This window comes from Ruegeria sp. L12, from assembly GCF_056531745.1.
The window spans coordinates 361,987-376,459 of record NZ_JBQFMH010000001.1 but is presented as its reverse complement, the minus strand read 5'-3'; the positions used below and the strand labels follow the sequence as shown (position 1 = coordinate 376,459).

The 14,473-nt window shown below is 64.7% G+C and carries 15 protein-coding genes; 14 read left to right on the top strand and 1 reads right to left on the bottom strand.

Going from position 1 to position 14,473, the window contains the following annotated elements; translation table 11 throughout:
- Window positions 1–75: 75 nt before the first annotated feature.
- From ACR0K9_RS01825 to cobJ, 7 genes are read left to right on the top strand one after another with little or no spacing between them, the layout of a single operon-like run.
- Window positions 76–450, top strand: a complete 375-nt coding sequence (locus tag ACR0K9_RS01825) for a DUF1636 family protein (RefSeq protein ID WP_480820292.1) — start codon at window positions 76–78, stop codon at window positions 448–450.
- Between the two features lies 1 nt (window position 451).
- Window positions 452–1,507, top strand: a complete 1,056-nt coding sequence (cobW, locus tag ACR0K9_RS01820; protein WP_480820290.1) for a cobalamin biosynthesis protein CobW — start codon at window positions 452–454, stop codon at window positions 1,505–1,507.
- A 3-nt stretch (window positions 1,508–1,510) separates the two neighbouring features.
- Entirely contained in the window at window positions 1,511–4,804 is a 3,294-nt protein-coding gene (gene cobN / locus ACR0K9_RS01815; protein ID WP_480820288.1) for a cobaltochelatase subunit CobN, read from the top strand.
- Entirely contained in the window at window positions 4,801–5,922 is a 1,122-nt protein-coding gene (locus ACR0K9_RS01810) for a cobalamin biosynthesis protein CobG (RefSeq protein WP_480820286.1), read from the top strand. The genes cobN and ACR0K9_RS01810 overlap by 4 nt, the downstream gene beginning before the upstream one ends.
- Window positions 5,922–6,551, top strand: a complete 630-nt coding sequence (locus ACR0K9_RS01805; RefSeq protein ID WP_480820284.1) for a precorrin-8X methylmutase — start codon at window positions 5,922–5,924, stop codon at window positions 6,549–6,551. The genes ACR0K9_RS01810 and ACR0K9_RS01805 overlap by 1 nt, the downstream gene beginning before the upstream one ends.
- Window positions 6,548–7,276, top strand: coding sequence for a precorrin-2 C(20)-methyltransferase (locus tag ACR0K9_RS01800; RefSeq protein ID WP_480820282.1), 729 nt, complete (start codon window positions 6,548–6,550; stop codon window positions 7,274–7,276). Before ACR0K9_RS01805 ends, ACR0K9_RS01800 begins: the two co-directional genes overlap by 4 nt.
- Entirely contained in the window at window positions 7,273–8,037 is a 765-nt protein-coding gene (cobJ, locus tag ACR0K9_RS01795; protein ID WP_480820280.1) for a precorrin-3B C(17)-methyltransferase, read from the top strand. Before ACR0K9_RS01800 ends, cobJ begins: the two co-directional genes overlap by 4 nt.
- Here cobJ and ACR0K9_RS01790 read toward each other — a convergent pair.
- Window positions 8,028–8,759: a cobalt-precorrin-6A reductase gene (locus ACR0K9_RS01790; RefSeq protein ID WP_480820278.1), complete on the bottom strand. Its 732-nt coding sequence runs from the start codon at window positions 8,757–8,759 to the stop codon at window positions 8,028–8,030. The two genes, cobJ and ACR0K9_RS01790, sit on opposite strands and share 10 nt — an antisense overlap.
- Between ACR0K9_RS01790 and cbiE the strand changes: the two genes are divergently transcribed.
- From cbiE to ACR0K9_RS01755, 7 genes are all read left to right on the top strand, one after another.
- On the top strand, window positions 8,758–9,957 hold the full coding sequence (gene cbiE, locus ACR0K9_RS01785; protein WP_480820276.1) for a precorrin-6y C5,15-methyltransferase (decarboxylating) subunit CbiE: 1,200 nt from the start codon (window positions 8,758–8,760) through the stop codon (window positions 9,955–9,957). The two genes, ACR0K9_RS01790 and cbiE, sit on opposite strands and share 2 nt — an antisense overlap.
- On the top strand, window positions 9,954–10,334 hold the full coding sequence (locus tag ACR0K9_RS01780; protein ID WP_480820623.1) for a cobalamin biosynthesis protein: 381 nt from the start codon (window positions 9,954–9,956) through the stop codon (window positions 10,332–10,334). The genes cbiE and ACR0K9_RS01780 overlap by 4 nt, the downstream gene beginning before the upstream one ends.
- On the top strand, window positions 10,331–11,125 hold the full coding sequence (gene cobM / locus ACR0K9_RS01775; RefSeq protein WP_480820274.1) for a precorrin-4 C(11)-methyltransferase: 795 nt from the start codon (window positions 10,331–10,333) through the stop codon (window positions 11,123–11,125). The genes ACR0K9_RS01780 and cobM overlap by 4 nt, the downstream gene beginning before the upstream one ends.
- On the top strand, window positions 11,112–12,434 hold the full coding sequence (locus ACR0K9_RS01770) for a cobyrinic acid a,c-diamide synthase CobB (protein ID WP_480820272.1): 1,323 nt from the start codon (window positions 11,112–11,114) through the stop codon (window positions 12,432–12,434). The genes cobM and ACR0K9_RS01770 overlap by 14 nt, the downstream gene beginning before the upstream one ends.
- A complete protein-coding gene (gene cobA, locus ACR0K9_RS01765) occupies window positions 12,431–13,159 on the top strand; it encodes a uroporphyrinogen-III C-methyltransferase (RefSeq protein ID WP_480820270.1) in 729 nt (242 codons plus the stop codon). The genes ACR0K9_RS01770 and cobA overlap by 4 nt, the downstream gene beginning before the upstream one ends.
- Complete coding sequence (gene cobF, locus ACR0K9_RS01760; protein ID WP_480820268.1) at window positions 13,152–13,895, top strand: precorrin-6A synthase (deacetylating); 744 nt, start codon at window positions 13,152–13,154, stop codon at window positions 13,893–13,895. Before cobA ends, cobF begins: the two co-directional genes overlap by 8 nt.
- An 89-nt stretch (window positions 13,896–13,984) precedes the next feature.
- A complete protein-coding gene (locus ACR0K9_RS01755) occupies window positions 13,985–14,449 on the top strand; it encodes a DUF302 domain-containing protein (RefSeq protein ID WP_480820266.1) in 465 nt (154 codons plus the stop codon).
- Window positions 14,450–14,473 lie beyond the last annotated feature (24 nt).

Genomic DNA, 14,473 nt, shown 5'->3' with positions numbered 1-14,473 from the left:
GTGTTCCGGTGTCGGGTCAAATGTGACCCGCATGAGACCCCGTCCCCCACGTATAGGATTGGGGGGATGAGAGACATGACCGAGACCGCACCGGTTGAGCTGCTGGTCTGCACCACCTGCCGTCGCGGCTTGCCCGTCGAGGATGACGCGCAGCGCCCGGGCACCCTGTTGCATCAGGCGCTGGAACAGGCAGACCTGCCCGAGGGCGTCAACCTGAGAGCCGTCGAATGCCTGTCGAACTGCGATCAGGGCTGTTCCATCGTGCTGCGTGGCGGGCCGGATCGCTGGACATTCGTCTACGAGAACCTGAACGAGACCGATCATGTCGACGTCATCGTTGACGGTGCAACCAAATATCTGGCCACCGAGGACGGTCTGGTCAAATGGCGCGAGCGCCCAGAACATTTCCGCAAAAACTGCGCCTCGCGCATTCCCCCGATTGGAGTCTGACATGTCGAACCTCGAAAAACTCCCCGTTACCGTGATCACCGGCTTTCTGGGCTCGGGCAAAACCACGCTGGTGCGCCACCTGATGCAGAACCCTCAGGGCAAGCGTCTGGCCGTGGTGGTCAATGAATTCGGCGATGTTGGCGTCGATGGCGATATCCTGAAATCCTGCGCCATCCCCGATTGCCCGGCGGAAAACATCATGGAATTGGCCAATGGCTGCATCTGCTGCACCGTGGCCGATGATTTCATCCCTACCATCGAGGCGTTGATGGCGCTGGAGCCGCGCCCCGATCACATCCTGATCGAGACCTCCGGCCTTGCGCTACCCAAGCCGCTGCTGAAAGCGTTTGACTGGCCGGATATCCGTTCGAAAATCACCGTGGACGGCGTGATCGCGCTGGCCGATGCCGAGGCCGTCGCCGCCGGTCGTTTCGCCCCGAATGTCGAGGCGGTAGATGCCCAGCGCATGGCCGATGACTCGATCGATCACGAAACGCCGCTGTCCGAGGTGTTCGAGGACCAGATCTCCTGCGCCGATATCATCCTGCTGACCAAGCCCGATCTGGCCGGTCCCGAAGGCGTTGCCAAAGCCAAAGAGATCATCGCCGCCGAAGCCCCGCGCCCGCTGCCCGTAGTCGAAGTGGCCGAAGGCGCCGTCGATGTCCGCGTCGTGCTGGGTCTGGAAGCCGCTGCCGAAGATGACATGGACGCGCGTCCCAGCCATCATGACGGCCACCACGACCACGAACATGACGATTTCGAAAGCATCATCGTGGAACTGCCGGAACAGACCGACCCGCTCGATCTGGTCGCCAAGATCGAACGTCTGGCCAATGAGTTGAACATCCTGCGCGTCAAGGGCTATGCCGCCGTTCAGAGCAAGCCGATGCGTCTGCTTGTACAGGCGGTTGGCGCGCGCGTACGTCATCAATATGACCGTCCATGGGAACCCGGCGAGGACCGCCGCTCACGTCTGGTGGTGATCGCCGAGCATGACGATATCAAGGAAGCCGCGATCCGCGATATCCTCGTGGGTGTGACCGAGGCCGCCGAGTAAGCCATGCACGTCGTCTTCCGCGAAAGCCACGGGCTCGAGGAAACCGAGACCCCAACCGATCTGGGCCAGAGCCCGGCGGATCTGGTGGTGCTGTCGTTCTCGGACAGCGACCTTGGCGCTTTCGCGGCGGGCTGGCATCGCGGTGGCGGGCCCGAAGGGCGGATGCCGACGATGCGGCTGGCCAACCTGACGGCGCTGAAACACCCCTTGTCGGTTGACACCTATGTCGAACAGACGTTGGAGGGCGCAAAGGGCATCCTGATCCGTCTGATCGGCGGCGTGCCCTATTGGTCCTACGGCTTGCAACAGGTTCTGGCACTGGCGCAGGCCAAAGGCATCGCGCTGGCCGTGCTGCCCGCAGACGGGCGTGAAGACACGCGGCTGGATGACTATTCCACCCTGCCCGTCTCGACGCTGCGGCGGCTGGCGCATCTATGCGACACCGGCGGAGAGGTCGCGGCGCAGGCCGCATTGGCGCAAATGGCGCTGGCGGCGGGGCTGTATGCCGGGCCGGTGATGGGGGCCAAGACGCTGCCCGAATGCGGCGCGTGGTGCCCGGATCGCGGCGTGATCCCGGCCGATACGGCGTTTACGGGTGACGCGAAACGTATCGTTGTGACCTTCTACCGCGCCTACCTGACCTCGGCGGACACCGCCCCGGTTGCGGCGTTGATCCGCAATCTGCGCGCGCGGGGTTTTGAAGCCGTAGGCCTGTACGCCCCCTCACTGAAAGCGCCCTCCGCTGCCGACTGGCTGCGCGAAACGATTACGGCGATGCAGCCATCGGCGATCATCAACGCCACCTCATTCTCGGGCAAGGGCGCGTCGGGCACATCCCCTCTGGACGCCGCTAACGTGCCTGTATTCCAGGTCGCCCTCGCTACATCGCGCCGTAAGGCATGGGCCGAGGCGGAACGTGGCCTGTCCCCAGCCGATCTGGCCATGCACGTGGTGCTGCCCGAGGTGGACGGGCGGATTTCGGCGGGCATCGCCTCGTTCAAGGAACCGGGCAAGCGCGATCCGCATCTGGAATATTCCCGCTTCGCTCACCGGGCCGAACCCGAACGGATCGAGGCGATCATCGACCGTGTGACCGGCTGGCTGGCGCTGAACGACAAACCCAAGGCAGAACAGGTCCCGGCGCTGGTGCTGTCCACCTACCCCGGCAAGGACTGGCAGATGGCCCATGCGGTGGGCCTCGACGCGCTGGCCTCGGCTGAGGCTATGTTGTCCGATCTGCAGGACGAAGGCTATGACACCGCACCTGCGGTACCGATTGCCGAAACTCTGCTCGACGCCTGGATTTCGTGGTCGCTCGAAGACTATCTCTCCGCGCTGACCGAACTGCCCGAACAACTGCGTACTGATCTGGAAACCGTCTGGGGCAAGCCCGAAGACGACCCAGCCTTCGCTGACGGGGCCTTCCACTTCACCGCCCTGCGTCGCAGCAAAGCGCTGGTCGCGCTGCAACCCGAGCGTGGCACGCCTGAGATGCGCGATGACGATTACCACGACCTCTCGCGCACCCCGCGCCATGGCTATGTTGCCTTCTACCTCTGGCTGCGCAAAGGGCTGGGTGCTGACGCCCTGATCCATATTGGTGCGCATGGCACGCTGGAATGGCTGCCCGGAAAATCCGTCGCCCTGTCCGCCGATTGCTGGCCCGAAGCGCTGATCCGCGATCTGCCGGTGATCTACCCCTTCATCGTCAACGACCCCGGCGAGGCCGCGCAGGCCAAGCGCCGCATCGGAGCCGTCACACTGGGGCATATCCCGCCCCCGATGAAGGAAAGCGGCACACCGGACCGGATGGTGCGGCTGGAAACGCTGCTGGACGAATTCTCGAACGCCGACGGGTTGGACCCCAAACGCCGCGACCGGCTGCAAGAGGATATCCGGGACGAGGCGCAGGCCATCGGGCTGGAGAGTGATCTGGGTCTGGATCAGGCCACCTGCACCGCCGAGGTGATCACCCGCATTGACCGCTTTGTCTGCGACATCAAAGAAAGCCAGTTCGGCGACGGGCTGCACATCTTTGGCCGCGTTCCCGAAGTGACCGGCAATTTCAACGCCGCCCCCTCGGCCCATGCCGAACGGCAGGCGCTGGTCGACGCGCTGGCTGGCAAACGGATCGAGGCCGGGCCGTCCGGTTCCCCCTATCGCGGTCGCTCGGACGTGCTGCCCACCGGGCGGAACCTCTACACCACCGATCCGCGTTCTGTGCCGACCCGTGCGGCCTATACCCAAGGCGTCAAGCTGGCCGAAGAACTGGTGCGGCGACATCTGCAGGAGGAAGGCGATTACCCCAAGGGGCTGATTGTCGATCTGTGGGGCTCGGCCACCATGCGCACGGCGGGCGAGGAGTTCGCCATGGCGTTGCATCTATTGGGCGTCAAACCGGTTTGGGACAAAGGGTCCGAGCGGGTCTCGGGCATCGAGGTTCTGCCGATCACCGACCTCAGCCGCCCGCGTCTGGATGTGACCTTGCGGGTCTCGGGCCTGTTCCGGGATGTGTTCCCCACCCTTTCCACACTGTTCGGTCAGGCTGTCCGTGCGCTGTCGGCGCGCGATGAAGCGCCTGACTGGAACCCCTATGCCGGGCACGAACCGGCGGTTCGGGTCTTTGGCCCAGCGCCGGGCAGCTATGGCGTCAACATGACCGAACTGTCCGAAATCTATACCGATGAGGCCCGCGCGCAGGCTGGGGAAGCGTGGCTTGAGGCAAGTTCATTCGCGCTGGAAGGCGAACATATCGCACAGGACAAGGCGGGCATCATCCAACGCGTCGCCAATGCCGACAGCTTTGTCCACCTGCAGGACCTGACCGAGACTGACCTGCTGCTGGCCAATGACTACGCCACGCATGAGGCCGGGTTTGCCGCCGCCAAGAAGATCACGGGCGGCGAAGCGCAGCTCTATCATCTGGACAATACCAACCCGGACAATCCCCGCGCACGTACCCTGCCCGAGGAAATCAGCCGCGTCGTCCACGCCCGCGCCGCCAATCCCGGCTGGATTGCGGGGATGCAGCGGCACGGCTTCCGGGGGGCGGCCGAGATCGCGGCGACGCTGGATCACATGGCGTCCTTCGCACATCTGTCCGGCACGGTCGCGCCGCATCTGTTCGATCTGTACCACGACGCGACTCTGGGCGATGCCGAGGTGGATGCCTTTCTGCAAGAGGCCAACCCGAAGGCGCATCAGGCCATGCAGGACCGCTTCCGCGCATTGCTGGAAGCGGGACTGTGGAACACCCGCCGGAACTCGATCCGCGCCGAATTGGAGGGCTTGCGATGAGCGCCCCGATCGTCCAGGGCTGGTGTCCGGGTGCCCATCGTCCGATGATGACGGGCGACGGTCTGGTTGTGCGGGTGCGCCCCCGGCTGGCGCGTCTAAATGCCGAACAGACGCTGGGCCTGTGTGCACTCGCCGAGAAGTTCGGCAATGGCACCATCGACCTGACCAACCGCGCCAATTTGCAGTTGCGGGGGGTCGAAGAATACGACCATCAACCATTGCTGAAAGAGCTTTCCGCGCTGAACCTGCTGGACGCCGAGCCGGGCATCGAAGTGCGGCGCAATATTCTGGTCACCCCACTCTATCAACCGGGCGACCTGACCGCGCGTCTGACGCAAGAACTGATCGACAGGCTGGCAGAGCTGCCCGCCCTGCCCGCCAAATTCGGCTTTGCTATCGACACAGGGCCTGCGTGCCTGCTGGCCTCGGATTCCGCAGATATTCGCCTTGAGATCGGCCCCGAGGGTCTGATCCTGCGCGCCGATGGCTGCGAAACCGGTCGCAATGTGACCGAGGCCGGCGCCATCGACCATCTGATCGCGCTGGCCCGCTGGTTCGCCGGGGCTTACACGCCCGAAACCCGCCGCATGGCCCGGATCGTCAAAGAACTGTCACCGGAATGGCAAGGCTGCGCCCCTGGGCCTGTGGGGGCAACACTTCGGCCCGGGCCCTGTACGCTGGGCACCCTGTATGGTGCCGCGTTCGGATCGCTGCCTGCGCGCAAGCTGCATGATCTGATCAATGACAGCGGTGCCCTCGCCCTGCGCGTCACCCCGTGGCGGCTGATCCTGCTGGAAGGCGGGGCGGCGATACCCGCCCCGGCGTTCGTCACCGACGGCGCCGACCCGCTGATGACCACCGACGCCTGCCCCGGCGCACCGTTCTGCCCGCAGGCGCAGGTGGAAACCCGCGACATCGCCCGTGCTCTGGCCCCACGCGTGCCCGGCAGCCTGCATGTCTCAGGCTGCGCCAAGGGATGTGCCCGCATGGGCCCTGCCGATGTCGCTTTGGTGGGCGCGGATGGACGATTTGATCTTGTCAAACAAGGCCGCGCAGGGGATGAGCCCTGCCAGCGCGGCCTCGACCCCGAAACACTTATGACCATGGACTTCACCTGATGCCCTATGAATACGAAACCGACGGCGCGGCGATCTACAAGGAAAGCTTTGCCACCATCCGGTCCGAGGCCGATCTGGCCCGGTTCGACGCCGACGAGGAACAGGTCGCCGTCCGCATGATCCACGCCGCAGGCATGGTCGGGCTGGAAGAGTTCGTGCATTTCTCGCCCGGTTTCGTGACCGCCGCCCGTACCGCACTGGAAGGCGGCGCGCCGATCCTGTGCGACGCGCGAATGGTCAGCGAAGGCGTGACCCGCTTCCGCCTGCCCGCCGAGAATGAGGTGATCTGCACCCTGCATGACGAGCGCGTGCGCCCGCTGGCTGCCGAGATGAGCAACACCCGCTCGGCCGCTGCGTTGGAGCTGTGGCGCCCGCATCTGCAGGGCGCTGTGGTCGCCATCGGCAACGCGCCGACCGCGCTGTTCCACCTGCTGAACATGCTGGAAGACCCCGACTGTCCGCGCCCTGCCGCCATCATCGGTTGCCCGGTCGGCTTTGTCGGCGCGGTCGAATCCAAGGACGCGCTGTGGGCGGCGCAACCGGTGCCATCCTGCATTGTCAAAGGCCGACTGGGCGGCAGCGCCATCACCGTGGCGGCGGTCAACGCCATCGCAAGCCGGGCGGAATGAGCATGGGCACCATATACGGCGTGGGCCTCGGCCCCGGTGACCCCGATCTGATGAGCGTCCGGGCCGACCGCCTGCTGCGCAACGCGCGGCATGTGGCGTTCTTTCGCAAGCCGGGCCGCAGCGGTCAGGCGCGCAAGATCGTTAACGGAATGATCCCCGAAGGCGCTGTCGAATTCCCGATGGAATACCCGGTGACCACCGAAATCCCGGTCACCGATCCGCGTTACAACGAACTGCTGGCAGAATTCTATCAGAGCTGCACCGCGCATCTGAAAGCCTTGTCGGAACAGGGTGAGGACGTGGTTGTCCTGTGCGAGGGTGATCCGTTCTTCTACGGCTCTTTCATGCATCTTTACAGCCGGTTGCGCGATGAAGCTCCGGTAGAGGTTGTGCCCGCGATCACCGGCATGTCAGGCGCCTGGACCGCGACCGGAGACCCGATCACCTGGGGCGATGACGTGCTGACGGTTCTGGTTGGTACCCTGCCCGAGGATACGCTGGCCGAACGCATGGCGCAGACAGACGCGCTGGTGGTGATGAAAATCGGGCGCAATATCGACAAGGTGAAGCGCGCGCTGAAAACCGCCGACCTCTATGACCGGGCATGGATCGTGGAATATGCGCAGATGCCGAACCAGACGGTGACCAAACTGTCCGAGGCTTGCGACAAGATCACCCCATATTTCTCGATCATCGTGGTGCACGGTCAGGGACGTCGGCCATGAGCGGCTGGGTCAAGATCGCGGGGCTTGGGCCGGGCAATGAGGCTTTGGTAACCCCCGAAGTGACCGCGGCACTGGCCGAGGCGACCGATGTTGTGGGCTATATCCCCTATGTCGCACGCGTGGCCGAACGCGAAGGGCTGACGCTGCACGCCAGCGACAACCGGGTCGAGATCGACCGCTCGCAACATGCGCTGCAAATGGCGGCCGAGGGCAAGCGGGTGGTCGTGGTCTCCTCGGGCGATCCGGGTGTGTTTGCCATGGCGGCGGCGGTATTCGAAGCGCTGGAAAACGGCCCCGCAGAATGGCGCGATATTCAGATCGACGTTCTGCCGGGGATTACAGCGATGCTGGCAGCGTCGGCGCGCGCCGGTGCGCCGATGGGGCATGATTTCTGTGCCATCAACCTCAGCGACAACCTGAAACCGTGGTCCCTGATCGAAAAGCGCCTGCGTCTTGCGGCGCAGGCTGATTTCTCGATGGCCTTCTATAATCCGCGCTCGAAGTCCCGCCCGGAAGGGTTTGTAAAGACGCTGGAAATCCTGCGTGAGGTATGTGAACCGGAACGGCTGATCCTGTTTGCCCGCGCCGTGTCGCGCGCGGATGAGGCGATCCGGATCTCGACACTGGCCGAGGCCACGCCCGAGATGGCGGATATGCAAACCGTGGTGATCGTCGGATCGTCGCGCACCCGCCTGATCGAACGCGCAGGTACACCCATCGTCTACACGCCGCGTTTCACCCCGGATGAGGATCAGGGATGAGCCAGCCAGTCCAGAACCTGAGCGACCTTGGTCAGTTCCGTCCGCTGCAGCAGAGCGGGACGGTCGATCATCAGCACCGGAACGCCCAGCGCCCGCGCGGCGTCCAGCTTGGCGCGCGCACCGGTGCCACCCGCGTTCTTGGACACAACCAACTGCGTGCCGTGGTCGCGCATCAGCGCGATGTCACCCTCGACCGTGAACGGCCCGCGCGAGATCACGGCCTGACAATGCGGCAGAGGCAGCGCCTCGGGTTCATCCACCAGCCGCAGCAGATAATGGTGCTGCGGTTGGGCCGCGAATTCTTCCAGATGCATCCGACCCACGGCCAGAAACACGCGCTGCGGTTCAACAGCCAGCGCCCGAACGGCGGCGGCGATATCGGGCACGTGCTGCCAGCGGTCGCCCGGCTGCGCAGTCCATGCCGCGCGGGTCAGCGCCGCCAGGGGCGTGTCGGTTTCTGTGCAGGCTTTGATCGCGTTGCCGCTCATCTGTGCGGCAAAGGGATGGGTGGCGTCGACGACATGGGTCACCCCGTGATCGCGAATGTATGCCGCCAACCCGTCCGCACCGCCAAATCCGCCGACGCGCAGTGGCAAGGGCTGTGGGCGCGGATTCTCCACCCGTCCGGCATAGGAATACACCGCCATAATGCCTTGTTCGGAAACGGCTTTGGCCAAAGCGTTGGCCTCGGTCGTGCCGCCAAGGATAAGGAGGTTGGTCATGTCTGATGCTCCGTGGCTGACCGTTCTGGGACTGGGCGAAGATGGGCTTGATGGCCTGTCGCCTGCCAGCCGTCAAGTGCTGGACCGGGCCGAGGTGATCATGGGACCGCCACGCCACCTGTCGCTGATCCCCGACACCGGGGCCGAGCGGGTGGAATGGCCAGTGCCCTTCTCGGACGGGCTGCCGCTGTTGCAGGGTTTGCGCGGGCGGCACACAGTGGTGCTGGCCTCGGGCGATCCGTTCTGGTTCGGTGCCGGCTCGGTGATTGCCCGCAATTTCGAGGCCGCCGAATGGACTGCCCTGCCCGGCCAGTCGTCATTCTCGCTGGCTGCCGCGCGGCTGGGCTGGCCCCTGGAGAGCACACAGACTTTCGGCCTGCACGCCGCCCCCCTGACCCGCCTGCGCCCGCACCTGTCGCCGGGCTTGCGCGCTATTCTGTTGCTGCGCGACGGCAAGGCGGTGGCCGAGTTGGCCACCTACCTGACCGAGACCGGGTTTGCCGGCACGCAACTGCACGTGATGGAGGCCCTTGGCGGCCCCCGTGAACGCGCCCGCAGCATGTCGCTGACCGAGGCGCTGCTTGGGTCGTTCGAACATCCCGTCTGCGTCGGGCTTGAGGTCGCAGGCGAAGGCCGTGCCTTTCCCAAGGCTTCGGGCAAACCGGATGAGATATTCGAGACCGACGGCCAGATCACCAAACGCCCGATCCGGGCCCTGACCCTGTCGGCGCTGGCGCCGCAACGGGGCGAGCATCTGTGGGATATCGGCGGCGGCACCGGTTCGATCAGTATCGAGTGGTTGATGTGCGACCCGACCCTGACTGCGACCACCATCGAACCGCGCGCCGACCGGGCCGAACGCATTCGTCGCAACGCAAACGCGCTGGGGCAAGATCGGCTGCAAGTGGTGCATGGTACCGCGCCGGGCGCGCTTGGAGAGCTGTCGCGGCCGGATGTGGTGTTTATCGGCGGCGGCCTCAGCGCCGCGCTGCTGGACTGGTTGCAAGCCGCGCTGCCCGCTGGTACCCGGCTGGTCGCCAACGCAGTGACGCTGGAGAGCGAGGCGATGCTGGCGCAATGGCATGACAAACTGGGCGGAGAGCTGTTGCGCATCGAACTGGCGCAGTCGGCCCCGCTCGGCCCCCGGCGCGGCTGGATATCCGCATACCCGGTCGTACAATGGAGCGTGACGCTATGATCGTTGCGGGGCTTGGCTTTTCTTCGGCCGCCACGGCAGACAGTCTGCGTGCCGCCTTCGATCTGGCCGCTATCGGCCAGCAAGTCGATGCGCTCGCGACAGTGCGCGACAAGAAAGGTCACGTCGGGCTGACCCGGTTCGCGGATGCCGTTTCCCTGCCCATCCACTTCGTCGCGCCCGAGGACCTGACCGGGCAGCGCACCCTCACCTGTTCGCCCCGCAGCCGCGCCACCTATGGCACCGGCAGCGTGGCCGAAGCATCCGCCCTTGCCGCCGCCGCAAAGCTATTTGGCTCGGGCGCGCGGCTGATCTCACCCAGACACATCTCGGACGACCGGCTGGCCACCTGCGCCATCGCCATCGGAGGACAATCATGACCGTTCATTTCATTGGCGCCGGACCGGGCGCCGCCGACCTGCTGACACTGCGCGGCCGCGATATCATCGCGTCGTGCCCTGTGTGCCTTTATGCGGGCTCACTGGTGCCAGAAGAGATTCTGAGCCATTGCCCCGAAGGCGCAAAGATCGTCAACACCGCGCCGATGGATCTGGATCAGATCATGGCCGAGATTGAGGCGGCGCATAAAGCCGGACACGACGTGGCGCGCCTGCATTCGGGCGACCTGTCTGTCTGGTCGGCAATGGGCGAACAAATCCGCCGACTGAAAGAGATGGGCATTCCGGTCAGCGTGACGCCCGGCGTACCGTCATTCGCTGCCGCCGCTGCGGCGCTGGGAACCGAGTTGACTCTGCCCGGGCTGGCGCAATCGGTGGTGCTGACCCGCACACCGGGTCGCGCCTCGTCGATGCCCGAGGGCGAGACACTGGAAAACTTCGCCCGCACTGGTGCGACGCTGGCTATTCACCTGTCGATCGGCAATCTGGACAAGGTGATCGCCGACCTGACCCCGGCTTACGGTGCCGGCTGCCCCGTGGCCGTCGTCTATCGCGCCAGTTGGCCGGATGAGCGGATCATCCGCGCGACGCTGGAAACTCTGAAGGATGCGCTGGACGAAAGCATCTCGCGCACCGCGCTGATCATGGTCGGCCCGGCGCTGGCGGGGGAAGGGTTTGACGAAAGCTGCCTGTATTCCAAGACCTATGACCGCCGCTATCGCCCGCAAAGCGCGGACAGCCCGTGGTCAAGCTGGAGCCATGGCGATGACTAACCCTCCGGGCATACTGATTTCGGCGCCATCGTCGGGCACCGGCAAGACCACGGTCATGCTGGGCTTGTTGCGGGCGCTGGCCGAGGACGGGCTGACCGTACAGCCGTTCAAGAGCGGGCCGGATTATATCGACCCTGCCTTTCATCGGGCGGCGGCGGGGCGGGCCTCGTTCAACCTCGACAGTTGGGCGATGAGTGAGACGTTGCTGAATGCCATCTCAACGCAGGCCGAGGGCGCGGACATCGTGGTGGCCGAGGGCTCGATGGGCCTGTTCGACGGCGTCGCCAAACCCGGCGAGCTGGGCCACGGGTCCAGCGCCGAGACCGCGCAGCGCATGGGCTGGCCCGTCGTACTGGTGCTGGATGTCGGCGGTCAGGCGCAATCGGCGGCGGCCACGGCGCTGGGGTTCAAGATGTACAACCCCGATCTGCCATTTGCCGGAGTGATCCTGAACCGCTGCGCCAGTCCGCGCCATGAGCGCCTGACCCGTCTGGGGATGGAGCGCGCGGGCCTGCCGGTTCTGGGCGTGTTGCCACGTCGCGGTGACCTGACCTTACCTGAACGGCATCTGGGCTTGATACAGGCGGTCGAACATCCCGATCTCGAAAGCGCAATCGTCGGCTATGCCGCGTTTCTACGCGAGCATGTGGACCTTGAAGCAATCAAGCGGGCGGCCTCCTCAGGCCCGGGTGGGCCATCGTCAGCCGCGCTGCCGCGACCTCCGGCGCAACGGATCGCGCTGGCCCGGGATGCCGCGTTTTCGTTCACCTATCCGCACCTGCTGGAAGGCTGGCAGGCGGCGGGTGCTGAAATTCTGCCATTCTCGCCGCTTGCGGATGAGGCTCCGGCGGCAGATGCCGATCTGGTCTGGCTGCCCGGAGGGTATCCTGAATTGCACGCCGGAACTCTGGCTGCGGCGGACACCTTCCTGACCGAGCTGCGCAAACATGCCGAAACCAGACCGGTGCATGGCGAATGCGGGGGCTATATGGCGCTGGGTCAGGCGCTGATCGACAAGGACGGGGTTCAGCACCAGATGGCCGGTTTGCTGGGGCTTGTGACCTCGTATCAGAAGCGCAAGTTCAATCTTGGCTATCGCAGGGCGGAACTGCTGGTCGAGATGCCGGGCTTTGCCAAAGGCACGGCATTGCGGGGGCATGAGTTCCACTATTCCTCGATCATCGAACAACCCGACGCGCCGCTGGCAAGGGTCTTTGACGCCGAAGGGGCCGAAGGGCCGCAGACAGGATCAGTCCGGGGCAACGTGACCGGCACGTTCTTTCACCTGATCGCGGAGGCCACGGCATGAGCGGGTTCGTCTCTTTCATCGGCTCGGGCCCAGGTGACCCGGAACTGCTGACACTGAAGGCGGTGGACCGGATGCAAAAGGCCGACGCGGTTCTGTTTGACGACCTCAGCAGCGGCCCGATCCTGAGCCATGCGCGCGAGGATGCCGATCTGGTTGGCGTTGGCAAACGCGCAGGCCGCCCTTCGCCCAAGCAAGACCATGTGAGCCGTCTGTTGGTGGACTATGCCCTCAGCGGTCAGCATGTGGTGCGGTTGAAATCCGGCGATGGCGGCATGTTCGGACGGCTTGAAGAAGAACTGATTGCCTTGCGCACCGCTGGAATTGAATACGAAATCATTCCCGGCATCCCCTCGGCCATCGCAGCGGCGGCAGCCGCGGGTATCCCGCTGACCCGGCGGCTGACCGCGCGGCGGGTGCAGTTCGTCACCGGCCACGATGTCAGCGGCAAGCTGCCCGGCGACCTGAACCTGCCCGCTTTGGCCGATGCTGGCGCAACCACGGTTGTGTTCATGGGCAAACGCACATTCCCGTTGCTCGTCGAGGCGTTGCATGAGCACGGCCTGCCTTTGGATACCCCGGCCCTGATGGCCGAATCCGTTTCAACCCCGGATCAGAAGCTGCACCGGTCGACCATCGGTGCGCTGGCCGAGACGCTGCGTGCCGAAATCGGCACCGCTCCGGCGTTGATCTTGTACGGGCCGCTGGCGGAGTTCGACGATGATTGAGCTGAGCCTGATCGGCATCGGAACCGGCAACCCGGATCATGTGACCTTTCAGGGCGCACGGGCGATCCGCGAGGCGGACCTGATCCTGATCCCCCGCAAGGGCGAGAACAAGGCCGATCTGGCCGGGCTGCGCGAAGACATCATCGCGCAGGTCACCGAAACCGCGCCGCGTATTGCCTATTTCGACATCCCCAAACGACGCTCGGATGACGGATATCTGCGCGGGGTGGATGAGTGGCACGATGCCATAGCCCTGCGCTGGCGCGAGGCGATGGAGGCCCATCCGGGCGCGCGCAACGTGGCGCTGCTGATCTGGGGGGACCCGTCGCTGTATGACAGTTCGCTGCGGATCGCGGCGCGGTTGAAGCCACAACCGAAAACCAAGGTGATCCCCGGCGTCACCGCGCTGCAGGCGCTGACAGCGGCACATGCCATCCCGATCAACGATCTGGGCGCGCCCTATGTGGTCACAACCGGGCGGCGTATCTGGGATGAGGGCTGGCCCGGGACGGCGTCGACCGTTGCGGTGATGCTGGATGGCGAATGCTCGTTCCAGAGCCTTGAGATGGCCGATTATGACATCTGGTGGGGCGCTTATGTCGGTATGAAAGAAGAAATCCTGATCAAGGGCCCTCTAACCGAAGTGGCGCAGCAGATCATCGACACTCGCGCCAGCGCGCGGGCTGATCATGGCTGGATCATGGATATCTATCTGCTGAGAAGACGCGCCGGTTGAGCGCGACCCTTGACGGCCCACGCAATTGTGAGCACGGTTTCACCGCTTTTCTGCCATCACCGTCGTGACCGTCAAAGGAGCACCAAGACATGAAAGCACTGTGGACTGCACTCATCCTGCTGGCCCTGCCTGCCTGGGCCGAAGACGTTCAACTGCGTTCGGGATGGGCAGTCTACCCCAGCGACAAAAGCTATGAGCAACTGGTCACTGACACCAAGGCCGCCGTCAAGGAAAACGGGCTGATCGTTGTCACGCAAGCCGGACCGACCAAGGCGGCGGCTGCGCGCGGCATCACCATACCGGGTAACCGGGTGATCGGGGTCTTCAACAACGACTATGCGGTGCGGGTGTTGGAAACCTCGACCAATGCGATGATCGAGGCGCCCATTCGGTTCTACGTAACCGAAAATGAAGACGGCACCGCGACGCTGTCCTACAAGACCCCCGGTTTTGTCTTTGCCCCGTATGCCGACGAGGGCGGCGAGGCATTGCGCGAGATCGCCGCTGAACTGGATGGTAAATTTCAGGCGGTGGCGGAAAGCGCCGTCAAATAGTCACAGTGGCGTGAACCTGCTTGC